Origin of the sequence: Gordonia abscondita, assembly GCF_032711245.1 — a bacterium.
Lineage (GTDB): Bacteria > Actinomycetota > Actinomycetes > Mycobacteriales > Mycobacteriaceae > Gordonia.
This window is the reverse complement of sequence record NZ_CP128986.1, coordinates 1,052,818-1,073,394: the sequence shown is the minus strand read 5'-3', so window position 1 is coordinate 1,073,394 and position 20,577 is coordinate 1,052,818. Positions and strand designations below refer to the sequence as shown.

Below are 20,577 nucleotides of genomic sequence, written 5' to 3'. Positions count from 1 at the left end.
GCTGGGATCGCGCGGCGCCCTGCTTCGCGTCGATACGATTGATAGATGACCTCCATCGACAGTTTCGACTCCGCTGACTTCGACCTGACGCAGACCGACGCGCTGCTGTCGACGACCCGGTCGGTGCGCAAACGGCTCGACCTGACCCGAGATGTCCCGGACGACGTCCTCCTGGAATGTCTGGAACTCGCAGTCCAGGCGCCCACCGGCTCGAACAACCAGGGGTGGCGGTGGCTCGTCGTTCGCGACGCCTCCACCAAACAGCAGCTCGCCGAGATCTATCGCCGCGGAGGCGCCGAGTATCTGGCGGCGAGTGCGGCGAGCGCCGACCCGGGTAGCCAGGCGGGCCGGGTGGCGACATCGGCGAACTACCTCGCCGACCACCTCGGCGAGGTGCCGGTCATCGTGATCCCGCTGATCATCGGCCGCCTCGACCAACTGAGCAGCGAACCGAACACCGCTGCGGCGGCCGGGATGATGGGGTCGATCCTGCCCGCGACATGGAGTCTGCAGCTCGCGCTGCGCAGCCGCGGACTCGGCAGCTGCTTCACGACTCTGCATCTCAACGCAGAAGTCGAAGCCGCCGAACTCCTCGGCATACCGCGGCATATGACGCAGGCCGGTCTGATTCCTGTCGCCTACACGACGGGCACGTCGTTCCGGTCAGCGAAGCGTCCGCCGGTCGAAGAGATCACCTATCTCGATCGGTACAAGAAGCCGATCCGCTGACGAGCGGGAGTCTCGGCCGGCGAAGCTGCACGTTCGTTTGAATTGTCAGCATTAGTCCAAACGGTCGAAATCGCCGAGATTGACGACGCAGTGGCAACGGGTTCGACTAGCGTTCCGTTGCCTGATTCCGTTGTCTATCAAGGAGACTCTCCCCAGTGTCGACTCCTCCTCCGCCTACCGGCGGTACTCCCAACCCGTACCAGCAGCCGTACCCGTACCAGCCTCCGAAGAAGCGCAAGGTGTGGCCGTGGATCGTCGGCGGCATCATCCTCGTGTTCGTCGCGATCATCGGCGGTTGTGTGGCCATCGTCGGCAGTGCCGTCGACTCCGTCGACAAGGAGTCCAAGCGAGAGGTCACCGTCACCTACCGCGTCACCGGGACCGGGGCGACGTCGATCACGTGGACCGATAAGGATTTCAACACGGCGCAGGACACAAACGCGTCGTTGCCGTGGGAGAAGACCGTCACCGTCACTGGTTTCGCGAAGGCCGCATCGCTCACCGTCACCAATGACGAGTCCGACAATGCGTCGTCCAAATGCGAGATCCTCGTCGACGGGCAGGTGAAGTACACGCAGACGGCGAACGGTCCGTTCGCGTCTGCATCCTGTTCAGGCAGCGTTGGATAGCCTCTGCCGCACCGTGTTCGGCCCCGTCTTCGTTCAGCGGAGACGGGGCCGAACTTGTTGTGCTGGAAGTCAGTTCAGCGGATCGTGGGAGATGTTCTTCGGGTCGACGCCGGTCGAACGAAGCTTGAGTTGGGTGTGGAACACCATCGGTGCTGGACCGGACAGCAGGATCTGGTGGTCGATCCAGTCGTGCGGCTCCAGGGAGTGGCGCGACAGCGTACGTGGGTACTCAACTGCGACGTCGCCGACCCGGCCGAAACGCAGATCGAACCCCCACTGGCGCGGATCGGGCGCGCCGTCGATCCACCACGGGTCGGTTTCCGTCTCGGCGACCGCCGTCACGTGCAGCCACGGGTTGGTGCGCGCAAGCTGTTGCAGCACACCGAGTTCGTACAGTTCTCCGGGATAGCGTGCGCCGTAGAACAGGCGGGTCTCCGGATTGTCGACGCGCCGAGCCATGTCGAGGAGGATCGCGCGCAGCGGTGCAAGCCCGGAACCGCCTGCCACCATGAGGACCGGACGATCGCCGGTCACCTGCATGGTGCCGTGCATCTGGCCGAACGTCCACACATCGCCCGGCCGCGTCTGCCTGACGATTGCCCCGCTCAGCTGTCCGCCAGGGATGGCGTGAAGATGGAATTCGAGCTCCCCGCGCTCGTTCGGCGGTGCCGCGGGGGAAAGGTTGCGCCACAGGTGCGGCCACTGCGGGATCTGAACCTCTGTGTACTGGCCCGCGTGGAATTGCGGTGCGTCCGCATCGGCGATCAGACGGACGACGGCGCGCTCCCTGCTGATCACGAACTTCTGGACGACTTTCGCATGCCACACCGATGGCCCGGAAGCGCTCTCGGCCGCACCACGCATCACGCCGGTGATCAGCATCGTCCCGTGCGAGACGGCGTCGTAGACCTCCCGCGTCCAGCGCGGCCCCAGCATCCGAGAGAACTCGGTCATCAGCGCGTCGTACATCAGCCAGTAGTGTTCGCTCGTGACGCCGTACTTGCGGTGATCCCGCCCGAGCTGAGCGAGAAACTCGATCAGATCCTGGTGGCCGTCCTCCGCCGAGATGCCGTCCAGCACATAGTCGATGACCTGCGCGAATGTCGTACGCAACGCGCTCATCTCGACGGGGAACAGGTCCCGCAGCGCAGGCGTGGTCGCGAACAGTCGAGTGAACACGCCCGCGGCGAAACGGTCGGGGTTCGCCGCGATCAGGCTCCGGAGTTCGGACAGCACGGGCTGAGCTGGCGAGTTCACCGGGCGACGTCCTCCTCAGGGCGTGGGAGATGTTTGTTACCCGAGGGTAGTCCCCGGATGCGACAGTGCCCGAGTATTTCCGATCGTGTCAGCACGATTCGCCTCCCGGCGCCCTGATGTGGTGTGCAGCACCGGGGTAGTTACCGGACCTAGACCGGTGTGGCACTGTGAGATCGTGACGTTGAGCGGAGTGATCCCCGGCATAGTCGACGCGCACGTCCACTTCTATGATCCGATGCGGTCGACGTGGGCGCTGTCTCGCTTCTCGCGCGTCGCGGGCATGCCTGGGATTAACAGATTCCCGCGTGCGGCGATCTGGTTGTCCGGCCTGCCGTCACATCGATCAGAGACACGGCTGATGATCGACCCGAGCATCGTGCGGACGCCGTACGAGCCGCGACAGTACGGAGCGGAGGCGAGCGGAGTGCGACGCGTCGCCGGCGTCGGTATCGACACCGTCGTCGGCGTGGAGGCGCACTGGGCCGAATCGGGCGCGGCGAAGAGCGACACGTCGTTCGCCGAGACCCGATACGTGACCGGTCTGCCGTTCGGACGCTCACGCGCCCCGCGGCTGGGCGGGTTCGTCGTCGCAGGCGATCCCAGTGCCCCCGGTTTCGCCGCTGGCCTCGACGACCAGTTGCGGTACACCGGGCTCGTGCGCGGCGTCCGCTGCAAATGGGCGAGCCACTCAGACCCACAGGTTGTCCACGCCCGCAACAACTCGGGCGCCCTCAGCTCGTCGGCCTTCCTCCGTGGATTCGAGGCGCTCGAACGTCACGGTTTGGCGTTCCACTCGTTCGCGTACTCGCATCAACTCGGTGAACTAGACCTGTTGGCGCGACGATTCCCGGCGACGACGATCGTCGTCGAGCACCTCGGCCTACCGGTCGGGGTGTTCGGGCCGGTCGGCTCGGAGACGGGGATGACGGCCGCCGCTCGCGCTGAGATCTTGAGTCTGTGGCGTGAGCGGATCGCGATGCTCGCAGCCCGACCGAACATTGTGGTCAAGGTGTCGGGGTTGGCGCTGGGACTCCTCGGCTACGGTCGCGAGACGTCCGGCAACATCGGTGGCCGCGAAATACTCGCCGAGATGATCGGGCCCCTCGTCCTTCATGTCGTCGACCGTTTCGGCCCCGAGCGGGTCGTCTTCGGCTCGGACATGCCGGTCGACCGGCCGAATGCGACCATCGACGTCGTCGTCGGCGCTCTGCTTGACGTGGTCGGCGACCGCGGCGACCATCTGCTCGCGCACCTGTTCGCGAAGAACGCGCAGCGGATCTACCGGATCGATTGAACACGGGGGAGACTGCCTGCTGCTCTTCGCAGCACGCACGGCGACGCTCCCGCCCCGTCGCCGTGCGTGAGTCTCGCCCACCGGTACCGGTCGCCGCGAACACGATGTCGCGCGGCGGGTCCGCCCCAAAGATTGTGACCCTAAGGATAGTTTTTCGACTGACACGCTGTCTAGCGAACAGGCGATCCTCCATCGAGGACGGCCATGCGAGCGTCACCGTTGATGACATCACCCGAGATGTGGGATGCAGTCGCGCGACGAGTTCCGCGCGTGGGACGAGGCGCTCGCCGTAGAGCCCGGCTTTCGGAAGGTCGGGAGGGAATCGATCCTCGCCCTCACGGATTCGATGCCGGAGTATCTGGCGCGGTGGCCCGCGGAGTGTGGCGCCGAGGCAGAATTCCGGGTGGAACTCCTTGTGACGCAAATGGAACGCTACTTCACCCGTGCGCACGTGCAGGGCACGATCGAATTCGACCTCGAGTCGGCTGCTGAGATCTTGGCCGATATCTGGTCTCCGGCGTTGACCGCTCCCGTAGAAACCTGAAACATGTTCTAGTTGAGGGATGGGAACGTATGTGGTGACCGGTGCTGCGTCCGGCATGGGAGCGACCGTGACGCAGCGACTGGTCGACAGTGGGCAGGCAGTGATTGGCGTCGACCTCGCGGATGCGGATGTGACGGCCGACCTTTCGACGAGCGACGGCCGCACCGATGCGATCAAGCAGCTGATCTCGCGTGTTGACGGGCCGCTCGACGGTGTCGTTCTCGCTGCGGGGGTGGGGCCGAAGCGGGGTCGTGAGCGCGCAATAGTCGAGGTCAACGTTCTCGGCGTCACCGAACTCGCCACTGCGCTGCGTCCGCGTCTTGCTGCTGCGGGTAACGCGAAAGTCGTTGTCTTCGGATCGAATTCGACGACGTCGACGCCGTTGGTGCCGCGTGGTGCCATCCGGCGTCTCGTCGGCGGCGATACCGAGGGCGCGGCCCGGATCCTGCGCCGCCGCGGCTCCCTAGCCGGTCCCGCGTCGTACGCGGCGTCGAAGATCGCGGTGGCGCGATGGGCTCGTCGACATGCGGTGACCGACGAATGGGCGGGTGCCGGGATCAGAATGAACGTGATCGCGCCGGGCCCAGTCATGACTCCGCTGCTTCAGCGGCAGTTGGCGAGTTCGACGTCGTCGCAGGTGCGGTCGTTCCCGGTACCGATCCGAGAATTCGGCACACCCGAGCAACTCAGCGAATGGGTGATGATGATGCTGTCGCCCGCCGCCGACTTCATGGTCGGCAGCGTGGTCACCGTCGACGGAGGAACCGAGGCTCTCCTCCGTCCGGACGGCTGGCCGACCCGGCTGCCCGGACGGCTGATTCCACGGATGGCGTGGACCATGTACCAGGCACCGAAGCGGGGCCGGGTTGCCGACTACTCCGACGCCTGACGCTCGTCGAGCAGCGCGAGTGCAGTCGCGGTCGTAGTGCGCATGGCCCATGCGAAGTCGTCGATCGACGGGTTCGCCGAGTTCTCGAAGCCGGTCAACAGCAGCATCGCGGTGGCCGCAAGTCTTTCGGCGAGCTCCGGCCCGAACAACTCGACGCCCATCTCCGCTATCGCGTCGCGGCGTGCGGTCTCGACCTCGGCGAGGGCCTCGTGGACGGCGGAATCGACGGCCGCCCAGCTGCGGATGGCGCGCTCAGTGTCGTGCGGAAGGTTCAGGGCGATCTGGATGAGTGCGTCGATCCGATCGTGGGGGTCAGTGACGCTTCGTGCGGACTCGACGAGGAGGTCCGTCGCCTCCAGTCGCCAGTGCGCGATGAGGGCCGACTCGAACGCCTTCCATTTTCGAAATGAGTGGTAGAAGGCGCCGGTCGTGACACCGGCTTCCGTGCAGACCGCGGCCTGTTTGAACCCGGAGTAGCCATCACGAGCGAGCACTGTCATGCCCGCGAGGAGGAAACGGCGGCGAAGCTTGTCGGGGTCGGCGTCGGAATCCATGGGGGCGATTCTGTCATGTGGGTGCCTGGGTACCCTTGCCGATACGCATAAGTAAACTTATGCTTGGTGGGGAAGCGTTGACTCCAGCGCACCAGAGAGGACGGCCCGGGCATGTTCAACCCCGACCGCAATGCGGGCCTAGACCCGCACCGCGACTTTATGGAGATCTACCGCAACATGTCGGTGTTCGACTTTCCGTGGGACATCAACCAGTCGCTGAGCTTCGCACTGTTCCGCACGTACGCGGTCCCGAGCATCGGGCGCCTCCTGTGCGATACCGGTGGTTTCGACGACACACAGAAACGCTACGACGACACCGTGATCCTGCTGGAGATCCCTCTGCAACAAGGGTTCTCGACGCCAGACGCGAAGGCTGCGCTACGGCGCATCAACCAGATGCATCGCTCGTACGACATCACAAACGATGACATGCTGTACGTTCTCGCGACATTCGTCGTCGTTCCGAAACGGTGGGTCGACGACTACGGATGGCGGAAGTTCACCTACGACGAGGTCGTCGCATCGACCAACTACTACCGCGAACTCGCGCGGCACATGAACATTAAAGATGTCCCCGAGACGTACGACGGGTTCGTGACGCTCCTTGACGACTACGAGGCCGAGCACTTCGCATACGACGAGGGCGGCCGCCGCGTCGCCGACATGACCTTGGATCTGATGTCGACGTTCTATCCGAAGCCGTCGCGGGCTGCAGTACGCGTGTTCTCGCGCGCCCTAATGGACGATCCGCTACTGGACGCCTTCCACTATGCGAAGCCACCTCGTCCGATCGTCGCCGCCAGCGGTCGGGCGATGCGAGCGCGCGCTGCGTTCGTCAGGCTGCTGCCGCCGCGTCGCAGGCCGAAGAGTGCGTCCGACAGCCACCGCGTCAAGTCGTACCCGACCGGCTATCAGGTCGAGGCGATGGGCACGTTCCCCGGCGGCTGTCCAGTGAAGCATCTCGATCCCCACACCGCCGAGCAGAAAGTCGGCGCACGATGACTCGCACCGTCTCCGAACTCCAAGCGGGCATCCCGGCGGATGCGGCGTGCGAACTCTTTGATTCGCTGCCGAGCGTCACCATCGACGAGATCCTGGGGCAGTGGCACGGCTCCGAGGTTCCGACCGGGCACCCGCTCGACGGGCTGCTCGCCGTCTCCGGCTGGTACGGAAAGAGGTTCGACAGCGCCGAGCACGTGCACCCGCTGCTGTTCGGTGAGCCGGACGACCTGTACCCGGTGAACCCCGGTTCGGTGCCGATGAACCTGCTCAACACCCTCGGGAACCGCATGCCGCGGACGAAGATCCCGGGCATCACCACCGCGTTCAAGGCAGTCCGCACGCGCAGACACCGCGCCCGCCTCCGCAACGTCGAATACCGTGGCAAGGCCGGCGCCGCGATGGTCTACGACCAACTCGCCATCATCGACCACTTCCGGCGACTGGACGACGACACCCTCCTGGGTGCGATGGACCTGCGCAACTCCCCGCAGCCCTACTTCTTCCTGTTAGCGCGCGACTGACGGCTCAGCCGACCTCGACCTCACGCGCGGGGTCCGACGACCACTGTGAGTAGGAGCCGGGGTACAGCGCTGCGCGGAAACCAGCGTGCTCCAATGCGGCGATCTGGTGCGCAGCGGTGACGCCCGACCCGCAGTAGACGATCACGTCGCGGCGCCCGTCGACGCCGAGATCGGTAAAGCGAGAACGGAGTTCGTCCGCGGTGCGGAACTTTCCGTCGACCAGGTTGTCGGCGGTCGGGGCGCTGGCCGCGCCCGGAATGTGGCCGGGACGCTGGTCGACGGGCTCCACTTCGCCGCGGAAGCGTTCGCCGGCCCGGGCATCCAACAGGAGTCCATCGGTGGCGGCGACCTCGTCTATGTCGACCGACGGCAGACCTCCGCCGGTCAGGACGACGGTGCCCGTGCGCGGCTTCGCATCGCCCTTCGACAATCGCATTCCGGCGTCGCTCCAGGCGCCAATCCCGCCGTCGAGGATCTTCACGTCCGCGACCCCGCCCCACCGGAGCAGCCACCATGCTCGAGCTGCTGACATCCCGCCGTCGTCGTCGTAGACGACGACCGGGGCCAACGCGTCCACACCCCAACGCCGCGCGGCCGCCTGCAGGTCGGCGACGTCTGGCAGCGGGTGGCGGCCGCGCGCAGGTTCGCCGGGTGCCGCCAACTCAGTGTCGAGGTCTACGTACACCGAACCGGGCAGATGGCCTTCCCGATACTGTTGCGCACCGTCGTCGCGTCCGAGCTGCCAGCGCACGTCGAGAACCGCGGGCGGCCGAGACGAGAGCATCGCCTCCGCGAGCTCGTCGACGGTGATGAGGGTGTCCGACATGATTTCTCCTTGGGCGCGGTTGCTGCCTCGACTCTGCTCGTCCAGCGAACGGGCTCGTCCAGTGAAAGCTCGACCAATTGGCGCTACTCATCCAGGGTGCGCAGGAGGGCGCGGGTACGGGCGCGCGCCTCCGGGTCGCGGTCAAACAGGATTCCGACGTACTCGTCGACGCCGAATGACGCGAGCTCGGCGATGCGATCGGCGACGGTGGCCTCGTCGCCGACGATCGCTGCGTCGGCGGGGCCGGTGAAGCCTTCACGGTCGAGCATCGCCTTATATGACGGCAGCCCGTCGTACATCGCGAACTGGCGTCCGGCCTCGGCCCGCGCGGCGTCGACGTCGTCGGTCACGCTAACCGGGAGCATCGCGACCGTGCGGACGGCGCCGTCGGGTCGTCCGGCGTCGGCGGCGGCCTGGCGCAACGTCGGAACGATGTGGTCGCGCAGGGTCTTCGGGCCCGTCATCCAGGTAACCGTGCCAGAGGTGCGACGGCCCGCGAGGTTTAGCATCTTGGGGCCGAGTGCGGCGAAGTAGACCGCCGGGGCGGGAGCCTGCAACGTCAGTGATCCGCGCGTCGTGACGAGCTCGCCTGCCGCACTGGCCTTCTCTCCGTTAAGGAGAGGGAGGAGGCCGTCGAGATATTCTTCGGTGCGCTGTACGGGCCTACCGTAGGGGACGCCCCACATACCTTCGGTGACGACCTTGTGACTCAGTCCGAGACCGAGGGTCAGCCGCCCACCGAGAATCTGGTTCACTGTCGTCGCCTGCTGCGCGAGCTTCATCGGGTGCTGCGACTGGATCGGAAGGACGCTGGTGCCGAACTCGATGTCGGGAACTTCGCGGCCGACGACGCCGATTACGGTGAGAGCATCCGGCTCGTTCGGCATCTGGGTGGCCCAGATACGACGGAATCCCTCCTCGCGGAGTTCGTTCGCGTTCGCGATCGTTTTGTCGATCGACAAGTTTTTCGCGTTGACGGTCCAAACGACGCCGACCTGCATGTGCGCTCCTGTAAGTGAGTGACGGTTCCGGGGCCGACCTTACGTGAGCGCACCGGCGATGCCTGGTGCGGACGCAATCGTCGGGCTGAGACGATTTGAGACTGGCGTCTCACTGTCCTCGCGCCTACAGTCGGTGACTATGAGCGTTGAACTAACGGTGTCCCCGCAACACAAGCGTGTCCGGGACGTCGTACGACGCGTCACCCGATTCGACCTGCTGCCTCGCGACGAGGTGATGGCCGAGTTCGATCGAGGGCACTCGGCGGGCGATCCAGTGGCCGAACGGTTCGTCGCAGAGACCTACCACGGGGAGATGGGCGGCGACCGTGCGCGCGAGCTGCTAGACGAGGCGTTGCGTGTCGGCGTCGATAATGTCCCCGATGCGCCAGAGTCGATGCGCGCATTATTTGCCGAGTTCGAGACAGTACCCGAATGGGTCGACCGGGAACTGATCGAACAGGGCGCGGCCGTGTGGCGCCGCTGGGGTTACAGCCTCGGTGCGGTGGGGAACGCCGGAACGATGGACACCTATACGGAGGCGTCGTTGGCAGTTCCGCTGTCGCTGTCGGGCGGATACGCCGGGGCGTCGGCGCTGCACCGATATCTGGAGACCAGTCGGTGGTGGCTGGAGGTCTGCAAGCCCGGGGCTGTGCTGGCACCGGGATCGCGGGCACGCGAGGTGTCATTGAAGGTCCGGGTGATGCACGTGTCTGTCCGTGCTCGCGTCGCCGAGCACCCGGAATGGGACGCGACCGAGCACGGACTGCCGATAAGCCAAAGCGAGATGATGTTGACGCTCCTCGGCGGCAGCGTGGGGCCTGGTCTCGGCCTGTGTGCTCTCGGCTTCCTCACCAGCGGAAAAGAATTGCGGGCGGTGCTGCACTTCAACCGGTATCTCGGGCACCTAGTCGGGTGCCGTGTCGACGACATGTTCCCCGAGACCGTCGCCGACGGCGTACGTCTCCTCTACTACTTCGACGCCACGCGCAAACATGACTCCGGACCGCTGGGGCCCGAACTCGTGGAAGGCTTCGTCCCGTCGTTCGACCCGGCACCGAACGTCCGCGGTGTCGCCCGAGCGCGAGCAAAGTTCCATCTGCACCTACAAGCCGGGTACACCCGGCTGTTCATGCTGCCGTGGAATCGTCGGAACTATCAGCTGCCGAGCGGGCTGCCGGGCTTGGCGTTCCTGGTGGCGCGGGCGCCGTTCATCGCCGTGATCGAGGTGCTCAGACGGGTCTCGCCCGCGGTCGATCGCGCGCAGCAGACGATCGCGATGCGCCGCTGGCGGCGATGGCACGCCTGGCACCTCGGACAGCGAAGCGAAGCCTTCGACGCGACCAAGTCGTTGAGGCGCTGAGAACGTCAGAGTGCGCCGAGCGCGACCTCAATCGGAACGCTGCCGTCGGTGAACGAGATGTTCTGGTGGATCGACGCCGGGGTCGTCAACGCGGCGGCCGCCACTAAAGCGACATTGGCGCGCGAGGTTCCGGGCAGGTTCGCCGCGCGAATCGCAGCCGGGTCGATGGTTCCCGACGGCTCGTCCATGGTCAGCGCGCCGGGCATGAGGACGGTCCAGTCGAGAGCGGTCTCACGCAGCGCGACGTCGGCCGCGGCCTTCGCCTCCGCGTAGGCGAAGAACGAGTTGTCACTAGGCACGCCGTGATCGGGTCCCGCGCCCAAGTACGACACCATGACGAATCGGTCGACGCCTGCATCGCCGGCGGCCTCCATGCTGCGGATCGCCGCGTCGCGATCGACCGCGTACGTGCGTTCGGGGCTGCCACCGCCCGCACCTGCACTCCACACGATCGCGTCGAATCCGTCGAAAGCGGAGGCGAGCTGTTCGCGGGTGGCGTTCTCCACGTCCAAGACCAGTGGAGCGGCACCGGCGGCACGAATGTCGTCGGCGTGCTTCGGATTACGGATGACCGAGGTGACGGCGTCCCCTCGCGCATTCAACAGAGGGGCGAGAAGCAGTGCGATCTTGCCGTGTCCGCCGATGATCATGATGTCTGCCATGGCGACTACGGTACTGATCCCGGTCCATCGCCGCAGAGCGGGGGAGTGTTACACGCGGATTTCATCCGTGCGGCGTGTAGCTGACCGCATGCGACGAAATCGATCGTCTGGTCGTGGTTGATCTGATAGATCAACACCCGCGCCGCTCGGGACTGTGCAGCGAGAGCTGCCGCACGGGCTTTCCTGGCAAACTCCGTGAAATACCCTCCGAACCGCACATCGATGGGCGACTATTGAGGTCAATCGATCGAGAGGGAGTCTGATCATGACATCGGTAGACAATGGGGGCGCGCACCCCGTTCGACAAGGCGTATCGGGAACGACCACGTTCGCCGCCGCGATCCTGCTATTCGTCGCGGGCCTGCTGGCCTTCCTTCAGGGACTGTCGGCTGTACTGAACGACGAACTGTTCGTCGTCGGGCCGGAGTATACGTATTCTCTCAACATCACTGGTTGGGGCTGGATTCACCTGATCGTCGGCGCGGTGGGCATCCTCATCGCAGTCGGAATGATGGTCGGAGCCACCTGGGCTCGGGTCGCGGCAATCATCATCGCCGGGATCTCGATCGTGGCGAACTTCTTGTGGCTGCCGTACTACCCGTGGTGGTCGATATTGGTCATCGCTCTCGACTTGATTGTGATCTGGGCCGTCACCACCTGGCGCACAGACTAGCGACGTCCGCATGCTCGACTGTGCGCATTGCTCAGCCGCTCGTCCGTTTACTGATGAAGTCGGACAATTCTCGCGCGGCGGGATTCAGTCGCGACGTCGCTGACGAGAGCCCAACGGCTCGGTGATACTCACCGACTAGCTGGACCTGCGCCGTTCCATCCAGCAGTCGGTCGGTGCGGGGCAGCAGTGCGACGCCGAGTCCGCGCCCGACAAACTCGCGGACGGTCGCGAACTCGGTGATCTCCACCATGATGTCCGGGTCGAAGCCCGCGGCTCTGCACCATCTCTCGGTCAATTGTCGGAGGTTGTAGGTTGCCGGGTTGGCGATGAATCGCTCGCCCGCCAAATCGCCGAGTGCGATACGCGACCGCGTGGCGAGGCGGTGGTCGATCGGGACGGTCGCGCAAATCTCCTGCGTCGCGACGACGACGTGCGGAAGCCCGTCCGGCGGAGGGATCGTCAGCGCCAAGTCGAGGTCGCCGCGCCGTAGATCGTCGGCGAGTTCGGCGCCGTGCGCTTGCTTCAACTGCAAGCTGATGCCGGGGTGCGCACGGTTGAACGCGGCGAGCAGATCGGGAACGATTCCGTGTCCCATGGTGAGTGGGAACCCGAAGCGGACGGTTCCGTGCTCGGGGTCGGCGTCGTCGGTCACGCAGGCGACGGCGGCCTCCAACTCCGCGAGCGGCCCGCGGACAGTCTCGGCGAGTCGTCGAGCCGCAGGTGTCAGTCTCACCGCCCGGCCGTCCCGCGCGACCAGCGGGATTCGGAGGATCTGCTCCAACGCGTGTACGCGTCGACTCATCGACGACTGCGGAATGCCGAGCGTATTGGCTGCACCAGTCATGTACCCGTCGCAATCGGCGAGCGCCGTGAGCGCTCGCAACTGAGGGGCCAACTCCACACTCCATTGATCCATATTCGGATTGTAATGACGACAGACGTCATTGGACGGATTGATTGGGGTGGGCGAAAGTAGAAAGGCGAGAAGTTGCTCGACTGGTTGCAGCACAATTCGGGAGGCGATTATGGAAGGCACATGGGACTCGACTGAGCAGGCCGACGTGGTGTTGATCGGCGGCGGGATCATGTCGGCGACGCTAGGGTCGATGCTGGCGGTGGGTGATCCGACGCTCCGGATCGTCGTCTTGGAGCGATCCGACGAGCTGGCCGGCGAGAGCAGCGGACCGTGGAACAACGCGGGCACTGGGCATTCGGGCTTCTGCGAACTCAACTACATGCCCGACCCGACCGACGGCGCGAAGCCCGCCGAGATCGCCCGGCAGTACGGGCAGAGCCTGCAATGGTGGGCGCACCTGGCGCGGGAAGGACTCGTAGACCCGACGCGGTTCATCCATCAAGCTCCGCATCTGAATGTCGTGTTCGGTGAAGAAGGTGTCGACTACCTGCGTACCCGCCATCGGACGCTATCGGCGGATCCGGCGTTCGGCACGATGGAGTTCACCGACGACCCAGCGGTGATCGCACAGTGGACACCGCTGATCATGGACGGGCGTGAGTCGGGCGAACCGATCGCCGCAACGCGACAGGCGCGCGGCACAGACGTCGACTTCGGTGCGCTCACGAAAGCACTGCTCGACGTCGTCGTCGAACGGGGCGGTCAGGTCCGCACCGGATACGACGTGCGCCGATTGCATCGCAGACCGGACAGTGGTTGGACGGTGCGCGGAACCACGTCCGACGGTCGGCGCTTCGCCGTCGACGCCCAGCAGGTGTTCGTAGGTGCGGGCGGCTTTGCACTTCGCCTCCTGCAGAAGGCGAAGGTCCCGGAGATCCGCGGCTACGCGGTGCTACCGGTCGGCGCGGCGTTCTTCCGCACCGACAATGCGGACGCCGTCGCCCGACACGACGTGAAGGTGTACGGACAGGCGGAGCTCGGTGCGCCGCCGATGTCCGTGCCGCACCTTGACCGACGATTCGTCGACGGCCGCGGCTACCTGATGTTCGGGCCGTACGCGACGTTCAGCACCAAACTACTGAAGAAGGGGTCGCTCACCGACTTCTTCACCACGCTGCGCTGGCACAACGTGCACGTAATCGGCGCGGCGATGCTCCACAACCTCGACCTCGTCCGATACCTGGTCGGGCAGCTCGCCGCGCGACCGAAACGCAAGTTCGCCGCGCTGCGACGTTTCTGGCCGAACGCCGAGTTCGACGAGTGGGAACTGGTCTCGGGCGGTCAGCGCGCACAACTGGTCACACCGCATCCGAGCCGGGTCGGCGACCTTCAACAAGGGACCGAACTGGTCATCGACGGCTCCGGGACGATCGCCGGACTGCTCGGAGCCTCGCCGGGCGCGTCGACCGCGGTGTCGATTATGGCCGACCTCGTCCGCCGCACGTTCCCGGCCGAGACCGCCGCGACGCTGGACGCCGCATTCGCCGAGCCCGCCGACGACCTGTTCACGGAACGACAAGCGGCTCCGGATTCCGGACCATCGCCGACACGTCCGCGGTCCAGCGGATCGGGCCGTCCGACCGCTGCCACCCCGCGATCAGCGCCGTCACCTTCGACGTCATCTGGGCGTCGAGCAGGGTGAACGAGTCGCGGTAGTCGTCGCCCACCCGGCCGAGGAGAAGCCACCACGCCCAGGCGACGGCGCCCGCGTTGGCGATGAAGTCCGGCACGACGGCGATACCGCGTGCGGTCAGATCCAATTCGGCGTCGATCGTTGTCGGTGCGTTCGCCGCTTCGACGACGATCGCCGCATCAACCGCCGCACTGTTGGCGGCAGTGATCGCGTACGAAACCGCGGCAGGAACCAGGACGTCACACGTGGTGGACAGGACAGCGGCGCGGGTGAGTCGTTGAACCGACGCCGGGATGTGGTCGCGGTCCATCTCGCCGAAACGGTTCCGCGTGTCCAGCAGAGTCGGGACGTCGAGGCCGTCGGGGTCGTACAGGGTTCCCGCGGCATCCGCGAGTGCGACGACCCGAGCGCCTGCCTGGTGGAGGTAGAACGCGGCGGCGCCGCCCATCGTTCCGACACCCTGGATCGCAACTGTCGTATCGCGTGTCTGGCGACCGGTCGCAAGGGCCGCAGCCACAACTGCGCGTGCCACACCGTATCCGCCGATCACGTCGCCGAGCGCTCCACCGGGCGCGTGCGCATGAAGGCCGGCCATCACGCGCGCGGTGGTCGCTGCCGGATCTGCCGAACGTGCGATCGCCGCGTGATACGACTGCGCCATGCCCAGCCGCGCGAACACGGTGTCGATGAGGTCCTGCGTCACGCCGAGATCCTCGGCCGTCACCCAGTGGCGGTCGAGGTACGGACGCATCGCGTCACAGAAGCGGGTGAGCACGTCGACGGCCCGCGGATCCTTCGGATCGAAGTCGATGCCGCCCTTGGCTCCGCCCACCGGCAGGTCGAACGCGGCCGTCTTGTTCGACATGCCGTACGCGAGGTCTGCGACCTCGTCGACAGTGCAGCCCGCGCGCATCCGGGTGCCGCCCGTCGCCATGCCCTGAATCAGGGAGTCGACGACCAGCCACCCGACGGCACCGGTCTCGGCGTCGATCCACTCCATCCGCAGGTAGGGCGAACGCCTGCGGGTTGTGGTCTTCATTCGGGCGGCCGGTGTCTCCGAAACTGCGGGGACCGTTCCCGGCCGTTCGATCGGTGTGAGTGTCATCGTCTAGCCTCCTTGCGGGTGTGTCTCCAGGATGGGCCCTGACCTGCGGATACGTCCACGTGCTGTTTGTGAACACGACCGTTCGCTTTAACCGATCACCACCCCACTTACCCTGGAGGCATGGAGGTCACGCTGCATCGCCTGAAACTTCTCCGGGAGCTGCGGCGCCGCGGAACTGTCCGAGCGGTCGCCGAAGCCCTCCACTACTCCACGTCCACCGTGTCTCAACAGCTGTCGCTCCTCGAACGCGAGGCCGGAGCCGACCTCTTCGCGCGGCACGGCCGCCGCATCACGCTGACCGAAGCGGGTGAGCTCCTCGCCGACCACGCGGACCAGATCCTCGACGCCGTCGACAGCGCAGGCACCGCCATCGAATCGTTGCGGGACGGTTCGGGGGCGACGCTGCACGCCGGGGTATGGGCGTCGGTCGCGACGGGTCTACTGCCGGCCGGGCTGTCGCTGCTCGCGGAGCGGTCGCCCGGAATCGTCGTGCACTCGGTGGAATTGATGCCCGAAGCCGGGTCGGACGCGGTCCGAGACGGTTCGTTGGACGTCTCGTTCGTCATCGACTACTCGAACTACGCGATGCCGCGCACTCCTACGCTCAAGCGACGACTGATCGCCGTCGAACAGATCCACGTGGCAGCTCGAGCCGGTGCTCTCGGCCCGGAACCAGTGGAGCTCGCGTCGATCGCTTCGGATCCGTGGATCCTCTCGGATGCGCGGTCGCACTTCGGACGCGCGGTCCGGATCGCTTGTCGCAATGCGGGGTTCGAACCAGAGGTCCGACACGTCGTCGGCGAGCAGCCGACGGCCATGGCGCTCGCCGCGGCCGGCCTCGGCGTGACCCTAGTGTCCGACCTGGCGGCGCGGACGGCTCCGGCCGGCGTCGAGCTGACGCCGCTCGCCGATACCTTCGAACGCAACCTGTCGGTGGCCTACCGCGTGCGGGACGAGAATCGCTGGCCGGTGCGCCGGTTCGTCGACGCTATGGCAGATGCCGCTCGCGATGCCGGATTGCGTCGGCCCGGGACCGATCAGCCAGGGACCAATCAGCCCGAGACCGGTGTGCCCGAGACATAGCCGCGATGCTTGTCGACGGCTGGCCCCGGCAGGTCGCCGTCTCGATAGACACGCAGATGGTCGAGGAACTGAGCGGACAGCTCATCGCGCCAGCCGACGACGTCGCCCGACATGTGCGGGCTGAGGTGAGCGCCGGGCAGGGCCCACAACGGGTCGTCGTCAGGAAGTGGTTCGGTGTTGAGCACGTCGAGGTGGGCGTCGATGCGGCCCGCGGCGATCTCCCCGGTCAACGCCGATTGGTCGACTAGGGCGCCGCGTCCGACGTTGATCACGTGTGCCCCGTCGGGGAGAGCGGCCAGCTCTCGGGCACCGAGCATCTCACGCGTCGCATCGGTAAGAGGCGCGACCATGACGAGGTGGTCGACATCGGGCAGATGGTCGGCGAGGCGAGCGGAGTCGACGACGACCCCGAAATCGGGGTCGTCCTCACGCGGAGTGCGGCCCGCGCCGTGCACGTCGAGCCCGACGGCGCGCAGCATCCGCGCGATCGCGCGTCCGATGCCGCCGGTCCCGACGATCAGGGCCCGTCGTCCCGCGACCCGCGTCGTCTCCCGGTGGCGCCATTCGCGACGGCTCTGGAAGTCCTGCGTCAGGTGTAACTGCTTGTCGTGCGCGAGGACGCATGCCAGGACGTATTCGGCGATCGGGCCGTCGAAGACGCCGCGCGCGTTGGTGACTAGGACATCCGAGTCGCGGAGGTCGTCGAACAGGACCCTGTCGACGCCCGCGGCAGCGACGTGGACCCATCGCAGAGCGTCGGCGGCGTGCCAGGCGTCCGCGAGGGCATCGGAGAAGATGTCCCACACGAGAAGGACGTCGGCACCTGGCAACTCGTCGGCGAGCGTTGAAGCGGTCGCGGTTCGGACCCGGGCAAGTTGTGCGATCGCGTCGAGATCGGCGGGCGCGGCGACGCCGTCGGCGGTCAACAGGATGACGGTCGGTGCTCGCATGTCTACACCCTAACGTCGGCGGGGCCGAACGCAACAAGATTGTCTACAATCCTACCGTTGACAATCGGCGGGGTGCGGCACACACTGGCCTCATGAGCAGCGCATCCCTCTCCCCAGTACTCAAGCAGGCGACTCCGGTTGTGGTCGAGAGCGCGTCGGGGTCGTGGATTCACGGCATCGACGGTCGCGACTACCTGGACTTCACCACCGGTATCGGTGTGACGAGCACCGGACACTGTCACCCCGACGTCGTTGCCGCGGCGCAGGCACAGTGCGCGAAGATCATCCACGCGCAGTACACCACGGTCATGCACCAGCCGCTGCTCGAACTGACCGAGCGTCTCGGCGACCATCTGCCCGACGGTATCGACTCGGTGTTCTACGCGAACTCCGGATCGGAGGCCGTAGAGGCGTCAGTTCGGTTGGCGCGCATGGCGACCGGACGTCAATACATCGTCACGGTGCAACGCGGATTCCACGGACGCACAGTGGCCGCGGCGTCACTGACGACAGCGGGCACCAAGTTCTCGGCTGGCTTCGGCCCACTCATGTCCGGAGTGGTGACGACTCCTTTTCCTGACGCGCTTCGCCTGCAGATGTCCGCGGACGAGGCCGTAGCCTACGCACTCGCCGAATTCGACTTCCTCCTCGCCACCCGCGTCCACCCGAGCGAGGTCGCGGCGGTCCTCGTCGAGCCGTTCCTCGGCGACGGCGGCTACCTCGCGGTGCCACCGGCCTTCCTCTCCGGGTTGGCCGACCGGGCGCGCGCCCACGGGGCGTTGATGATCCTCGACGAAGTACAGGCCGGGGTTGGCCGGACAGGGAAGTTCTGGGGACATCAGCACACCGACGGTTTCGTCCCCGACATCCTGATCACCGCTAAGGGCATCGCCTCGGGTTTTCCGATCTCTGCGATCGCCGCACCCGAGGAGATAATGGCGAAGGCGTGGCCAGGGTCGCAAGGGGGGACCTACGGTGGGAACGCCGTCGCCGCCGCGGCGGGAGTCGCGACGCTCGGCGTGATCGAACGAGAGGGCCTCGTCGAGAACTCTCGGGTGCGCGGTGAGCAATTGCTCGCCGGATTGCGCGCCGACCTCATCGGGGTACGGGAAATATGCGACGTGCGGGGGACCGGGTTGATGGTTGCCGTCGAGTTCGGCGATCCGACCGCTCCGGCGGGCGGACCCGATTCGGTCGAGGCAGCGCGGCTAGCAGGCATCGTCCAGCAGTCGTGCATCGACGAGGATCTGCTGACACTGACGTGCGGACCGACCGGGTCGGTCGTCCGGATCATCCCGCCGTTGGTCGTCACCGCCGACGAGATCGATACGGGCGTGCAGAGATTCGGTCGAGCAGTGCGACGAGCGGTGGGAGTGCAGTCATGACCCGCTCCGTCGACGACATCGTCGCGACGCTGGGGTCGGGGGTCTACCGAGACGGCGAATGGCATCGAGCCGCATCTGGTGCCACGTTCACTGTCGAGAACCCGGCGACCGGTGAGACGATCGCGACCCTGGCCGACGGGGGTTCCGCAGATGCGAGGGCTGCCATCGCTTCCGCCGCGGCTCACCAGCGCGACTGGGCGGCGGTTCCCGCGCGACAGCGCTCGGAGATCCTTCGTCGCGCATACGAACTCGTCATCGAGCGGACCGACGAACTGGCCTCGCTGATGACCGCCGAGATGGGCAAGCCACTAGCCGAAGCCCGCGGTGAAGTCGCGTACGCCGCCGAGTTCTTCCGGTGGTATTCCGAAGAAGCGGTCCGGATCCGCGGCGACGCGCGACGCAGCCCCGACGGGAAGTCGCGGTTCATCATCACCGCCGAGCCTGTCGGCCCGTCGATCCTCATCACCCCGTGGAACTTCCCGCTCGCGATGGTCTCCCGCAAGATCGGTCCGGCGATCGCCGCAGGATGCACCATGGTCTACAAGCCCGCCGAACTGACTCCGCTGACGTCCCTGTACGCCGTCGACCTGCTGGCGGAGGCCGGACTTCCCGACGGAGTGCTATCAGTGGTGTGCACGACGTCGCCGGGCGACGTGGTATCCACCTGGATCGACTCCGGGCAGGCACGGAAGCTGTCGTTCACCGGTTCCACACAAGTCGGGAAGCTCCTGTTGGAGCAGTGCGCACGCGGCGTCCTCCGTACCTCCATGGAGTTGGGCGGCAACGCCCCGTTCATCGTGTGCGACGACGCCGACTTGGCCACCGCGGTCGACGCGGCGATGGTCGCCAAGACCCGGAACATGGGCCAGGCGTGCACGGCGGCGAATCGAATCCTGGTGCATCGCAGCGTGGTCGGCCCGTTCGTCACCGAACTCACCGAACGGATGTCGGCTCTCACCGTCGGCGACGGTGCAGTAGCCGGGACCGAGATAGGTCCGCTCGTCGAAGCGAAGGCGGTCGACAAGGTCGACCACCTAGTCGCCGACGCTGTCGCACGAGGAGCGACGGTGATGTGTGGCGGCCGACGCATAGAGGGCGTCGGCCACTTCTATCAGCCGACGGTCCTCGCCGATGTCGCACGGGACGCCGACCTCATGGGCACTGAGATCTTCGGCCCGGTCGCCGCGATCGTCCCCTTCGACACCGACGACGAGGCCGTCGCCGCGGCGAACGACACCGAGTTCGGCCTCGTCGCCTACGTGATGACCGAGTCTGTCGACCGAGGGCTCTCCATCGCCGAACGCCTCGAATCGGGGATGGTCGGATTCAACACCGGCCTGGTCTCGAATCCGGCCGCGCCGTTCGGCGGCGTGAAGCAGTCGGGGCTCGGCCGTGAGGGCGGACTGACCGGGATCGACGAATTCCTGGAGACCAAGTACGTCGCTATTCCGGTGAAGTGACCGGCTCGCGCCGGCCGTCACGTACTTGCGTATGCGAGCCATACCGGGCCGATGACGTGGACGCAACGCGCGTGGAGCGTCGTCCGTTACGCGGCCAACCGCTG

Annotated in this window: 20 protein-coding genes and 1 pseudogene; 13 read left to right on the top strand and 8 right to left on the bottom strand. The window is 66.2% G+C overall.

Annotated features, from left to right (window positions below):
- The first annotated feature begins 45 nt into the window (after window positions 1-45).
- On the top strand, window positions 46-729 hold the full coding sequence (locus MP11Mi_RS05055; protein ID WP_420041210.1) for a nitroreductase family protein: 684 nt from the start codon (window positions 46-48) through the stop codon (window positions 727-729).
- A 155-nt stretch (window positions 730-884) separates the two neighbouring features.
- Complete coding sequence (locus MP11Mi_RS05050) at window positions 885-1,358, top strand: MmpS family transport accessory protein (protein ID WP_420041209.1); 474 nt, start codon at window positions 885-887, stop codon at window positions 1,356-1,358.
- Window positions 1,359-1,427: 69 nt separating this feature from the next.
- Here the strand turns inward: MP11Mi_RS05050 and MP11Mi_RS05045 are convergent, their stop codons facing one another.
- Window positions 1,428-2,615, bottom strand: coding sequence for an FAD-binding oxidoreductase (locus tag MP11Mi_RS05045; RefSeq protein WP_420041208.1), 1,188 nt, complete (start codon window positions 2,613-2,615; stop codon window positions 1,428-1,430).
- Window positions 2,616-2,790: 175 nt separating this feature from the next.
- Here MP11Mi_RS05045 and MP11Mi_RS05040 point away from each other — a divergent pair, with 175 nt between their 5' ends.
- From MP11Mi_RS05040 to MP11Mi_RS05030, 3 genes are all read left to right on the top strand, one after another.
- Window positions 2,791-3,909, top strand: a complete 1,119-nt coding sequence (locus MP11Mi_RS05040; protein WP_420041207.1) for an amidohydrolase family protein — start codon at window positions 2,791-2,793, stop codon at window positions 3,907-3,909.
- A 244-nt stretch (window positions 3,910-4,153) separates the two neighbouring features.
- A complete protein-coding gene (locus MP11Mi_RS05035; protein ID WP_420041206.1) occupies window positions 4,154-4,453 on the top strand; it encodes a hypothetical protein in 300 nt (99 codons plus the stop codon).
- 19 nt (window positions 4,454-4,472) lie between these two features.
- Complete coding sequence (locus MP11Mi_RS05030; protein ID WP_420041205.1) at window positions 4,473-5,342, top strand: SDR family oxidoreductase; 870 nt, start codon at window positions 4,473-4,475, stop codon at window positions 5,340-5,342.
- Here MP11Mi_RS05030 and MP11Mi_RS05025 read toward each other — a convergent pair.
- Entirely contained in the window at window positions 5,327-5,896 is a 570-nt protein-coding gene (locus MP11Mi_RS05025) for a TetR/AcrR family transcriptional regulator (RefSeq protein ID WP_420041204.1), read from the bottom strand. The two genes, MP11Mi_RS05030 and MP11Mi_RS05025, sit on opposite strands and share 16 nt — an antisense overlap.
- A 111-nt stretch (window positions 5,897-6,007) precedes the next feature.
- Between MP11Mi_RS05025 and MP11Mi_RS05020 the strand changes: the two genes are divergently transcribed.
- Together MP11Mi_RS05020 and MP11Mi_RS05015 are read left to right on the top strand one after the other, a co-directional pair.
- A complete protein-coding gene (locus tag MP11Mi_RS05020) occupies window positions 6,008-6,898 on the top strand; it encodes an oxygenase MpaB family protein (RefSeq protein WP_420041203.1) in 891 nt (296 codons plus the stop codon).
- Window positions 6,895-7,419: a DUF4334 domain-containing protein gene (locus MP11Mi_RS05015; protein ID WP_420041202.1), complete on the top strand. Its 525-nt coding sequence runs from the start codon at window positions 6,895-6,897 to the stop codon at window positions 7,417-7,419. The genes MP11Mi_RS05020 and MP11Mi_RS05015 overlap by 4 nt, the downstream gene beginning before the upstream one ends.
- A 4-nt stretch (window positions 7,420-7,423) precedes the next feature.
- On the opposite strand, the gene MP11Mi_RS05010 is transcribed toward MP11Mi_RS05015, so the two are convergent.
- Entirely contained in the window at window positions 7,424-8,245 is an 822-nt protein-coding gene (locus MP11Mi_RS05010; protein WP_420041201.1) for a sulfurtransferase, read from the bottom strand.
- 83 nt (window positions 8,246-8,328) lie between these two features.
- Window positions 8,329-9,246 carry a TIGR03564 family F420-dependent LLM class oxidoreductase gene (locus MP11Mi_RS05005; protein ID WP_420041200.1) on the bottom strand — a complete coding sequence of 306 codons (918 nt, stop codon included), beginning with the start codon at window positions 9,244-9,246 and terminating at the stop codon, window positions 8,329-8,331.
- Between the two features lie 139 nt (window positions 9,247-9,385).
- Here MP11Mi_RS05005 and MP11Mi_RS05000 point away from each other — a divergent pair, with 139 nt between their 5' ends.
- The gene (locus MP11Mi_RS05000; RefSeq protein ID WP_420041199.1) at window positions 9,386-10,606 is read left to right on the top strand and encodes an oxygenase MpaB family protein; all 1,221 of its coding nucleotides are present in this window, start codon (window positions 9,386-9,388) and stop codon (window positions 10,604-10,606) included.
- Window positions 10,607-10,611: 5 nt separating this feature from the next.
- Here MP11Mi_RS05000 and MP11Mi_RS04995 read toward each other — a convergent pair whose 3' ends face one another.
- Window positions 10,612-11,268, bottom strand: coding sequence for an NAD(P)H-binding protein (locus MP11Mi_RS04995; protein ID WP_420041198.1), 657 nt, complete (start codon window positions 11,266-11,268; stop codon window positions 10,612-10,614).
- 265 nt (window positions 11,269-11,533) lie between these two features.
- On the opposite strand from MP11Mi_RS04995, the gene MP11Mi_RS04990 reads away from it, so the two are divergent.
- The gene (locus tag MP11Mi_RS04990) at window positions 11,534-11,941 is read left to right on the top strand and encodes a DUF7144 family membrane protein (protein WP_420041197.1); all 408 of its coding nucleotides are present in this window, start codon (window positions 11,534-11,536) and stop codon (window positions 11,939-11,941) included.
- A 31-nt stretch (window positions 11,942-11,972) separates the two neighbouring features.
- Here the strand turns inward: MP11Mi_RS04990 and MP11Mi_RS04985 are convergent, their stop codons facing one another.
- Complete coding sequence (locus tag MP11Mi_RS04985) at window positions 11,973-12,857, bottom strand: LysR family transcriptional regulator (protein WP_420041196.1); 885 nt, start codon at window positions 12,855-12,857, stop codon at window positions 11,973-11,975.
- A 109-nt stretch (window positions 12,858-12,966) separates the two neighbouring features.
- On the opposite strand from MP11Mi_RS04985, the gene MP11Mi_RS04980 reads away from it, so the two are divergent.
- Window positions 12,967-14,499 (top strand): malate:quinone oxidoreductase, encoded by a 1,533-nt coding sequence (locus MP11Mi_RS04980; protein ID WP_420041195.1) that lies wholly within the window; start codon window positions 12,967-12,969, stop codon window positions 14,497-14,499.
- Window positions 14,500-14,560: 61 nt separating this feature from the next.
- Here the strand turns inward: MP11Mi_RS04980 and MP11Mi_RS04975 are convergent.
- Window positions 14,561-15,490, bottom strand: a pseudogene (locus MP11Mi_RS04975) (Glu/Leu/Phe/Val dehydrogenase dimerization domain-containing protein); the annotation flags it as partial.
- A 225-nt stretch (window positions 15,491-15,715) separates the two neighbouring features.
- Between MP11Mi_RS04975 and MP11Mi_RS04970 the strand changes: the two are divergent.
- A complete protein-coding gene (locus MP11Mi_RS04970; RefSeq protein WP_420041194.1) occupies window positions 15,716-16,678 on the top strand; it encodes a LysR substrate-binding domain-containing protein in 963 nt (320 codons plus the stop codon).
- Here MP11Mi_RS04970 and MP11Mi_RS04965 read toward each other — a convergent pair.
- A complete protein-coding gene (locus MP11Mi_RS04965; protein WP_420041193.1) occupies window positions 16,648-17,628 on the bottom strand; it encodes a D-2-hydroxyacid dehydrogenase in 981 nt (326 codons plus the stop codon). The genes MP11Mi_RS04970 and MP11Mi_RS04965 overlap by 31 nt on opposite strands.
- Window positions 17,629-17,720: 92 nt before the next feature.
- Between MP11Mi_RS04965 and MP11Mi_RS04960 the strand changes: the two genes are divergently transcribed.
- Both MP11Mi_RS04960 and MP11Mi_RS04955 read left to right on the top strand, forming a co-directional pair.
- Window positions 17,721-19,013 carry an aspartate aminotransferase family protein gene (locus tag MP11Mi_RS04960; RefSeq protein WP_420041192.1) on the top strand — a complete coding sequence of 431 codons (1,293 nt, stop codon included), beginning with the start codon at window positions 17,721-17,723 and terminating at the stop codon, window positions 19,011-19,013.
- Window positions 19,010-20,473: an NAD-dependent succinate-semialdehyde dehydrogenase gene (locus MP11Mi_RS04955; protein WP_420041191.1), complete on the top strand. Its 1,464-nt coding sequence runs from the start codon at window positions 19,010-19,012 to the stop codon at window positions 20,471-20,473. Before MP11Mi_RS04960 ends, MP11Mi_RS04955 begins: the two co-directional genes overlap by 4 nt.
- The last annotated feature ends 104 nt before the right edge of the window (window positions 20,474-20,577 follow it).

Bases quoted from the DNA above. Each gene is read 5' to 3' on its own strand.
- MP11Mi_RS05055 (WP_420041210.1), top strand. From the start codon at position 46: ATGACCTCCATCGACAGTTTCGACTCCGCTGACTTCGACCTGACGCAG.
- MP11Mi_RS05035 (WP_420041206.1), top strand. From the start codon at position 4,154: ATGCAGTCGCGCGACGAGTTCCGCGCGTGGGACGAGGCGCTCGCCGTA.
- MP11Mi_RS05030 (WP_420041205.1), top strand. From the start codon at position 4,473: ATGGGAACGTATGTGGTGACCGGTGCTGCGTCCGGCATGGGAGCGACC.
- MP11Mi_RS05025 (WP_420041204.1), bottom strand. From the start codon at position 5,896: ATGGATTCCGACGCCGACCCCGACAAGCTTCGCCGCCGTTTCCTCCTC.
- MP11Mi_RS05020 (WP_420041203.1), top strand. From the start codon at position 6,008: ATGTTCAACCCCGACCGCAATGCGGGCCTAGACCCGCACCGCGACTTT.
- MP11Mi_RS05015 (WP_420041202.1), top strand. From the start codon at position 6,895: ATGACTCGCACCGTCTCCGAACTCCAAGCGGGCATCCCGGCGGATGCG.
- MP11Mi_RS05010 (WP_420041201.1), bottom strand. From the start codon at position 8,245: ATGTCGGACACCCTCATCACCGTCGACGAGCTCGCGGAGGCGATGCTC.
- MP11Mi_RS05005 (WP_420041200.1), bottom strand. From the start codon at position 9,246: ATGCAGGTCGGCGTCGTTTGGACCGTCAACGCGAAAAACTTGTCGATC.
- MP11Mi_RS05000 (WP_420041199.1), top strand. From the start codon at position 9,386: ATGAGCGTTGAACTAACGGTGTCCCCGCAACACAAGCGTGTCCGGGAC.
- MP11Mi_RS04995 (WP_420041198.1), bottom strand. From the start codon at position 11,268: ATGGCAGACATCATGATCATCGGCGGACACGGCAAGATCGCACTGCTT.
- MP11Mi_RS04990 (WP_420041197.1), top strand. From the start codon at position 11,534: ATGACATCGGTAGACAATGGGGGCGCGCACCCCGTTCGACAAGGCGTA.
- MP11Mi_RS04985 (WP_420041196.1), bottom strand. From the start codon at position 12,857: ATGGATCAATGGAGTGTGGAGTTGGCCCCTCAGTTGCGAGCGCTCACG.
- MP11Mi_RS04980 (WP_420041195.1), top strand. From the start codon at position 12,967: ATGGAAGGCACATGGGACTCGACTGAGCAGGCCGACGTGGTGTTGATC.
- MP11Mi_RS04970 (WP_420041194.1), top strand. From the start codon at position 15,716: ATGGAGGTCACGCTGCATCGCCTGAAACTTCTCCGGGAGCTGCGGCGC.
- MP11Mi_RS04965 (WP_420041193.1), bottom strand. From the start codon at position 17,628: ATGCGAGCACCGACCGTCATCCTGTTGACCGCCGACGGCGTCGCCGCG.
- MP11Mi_RS04960 (WP_420041192.1), top strand. From the start codon at position 17,721: ATGAGCAGCGCATCCCTCTCCCCAGTACTCAAGCAGGCGACTCCGGTT.
- MP11Mi_RS04955 (WP_420041191.1), top strand. From the start codon at position 19,010: ATGACCCGCTCCGTCGACGACATCGTCGCGACGCTGGGGTCGGGGGTC.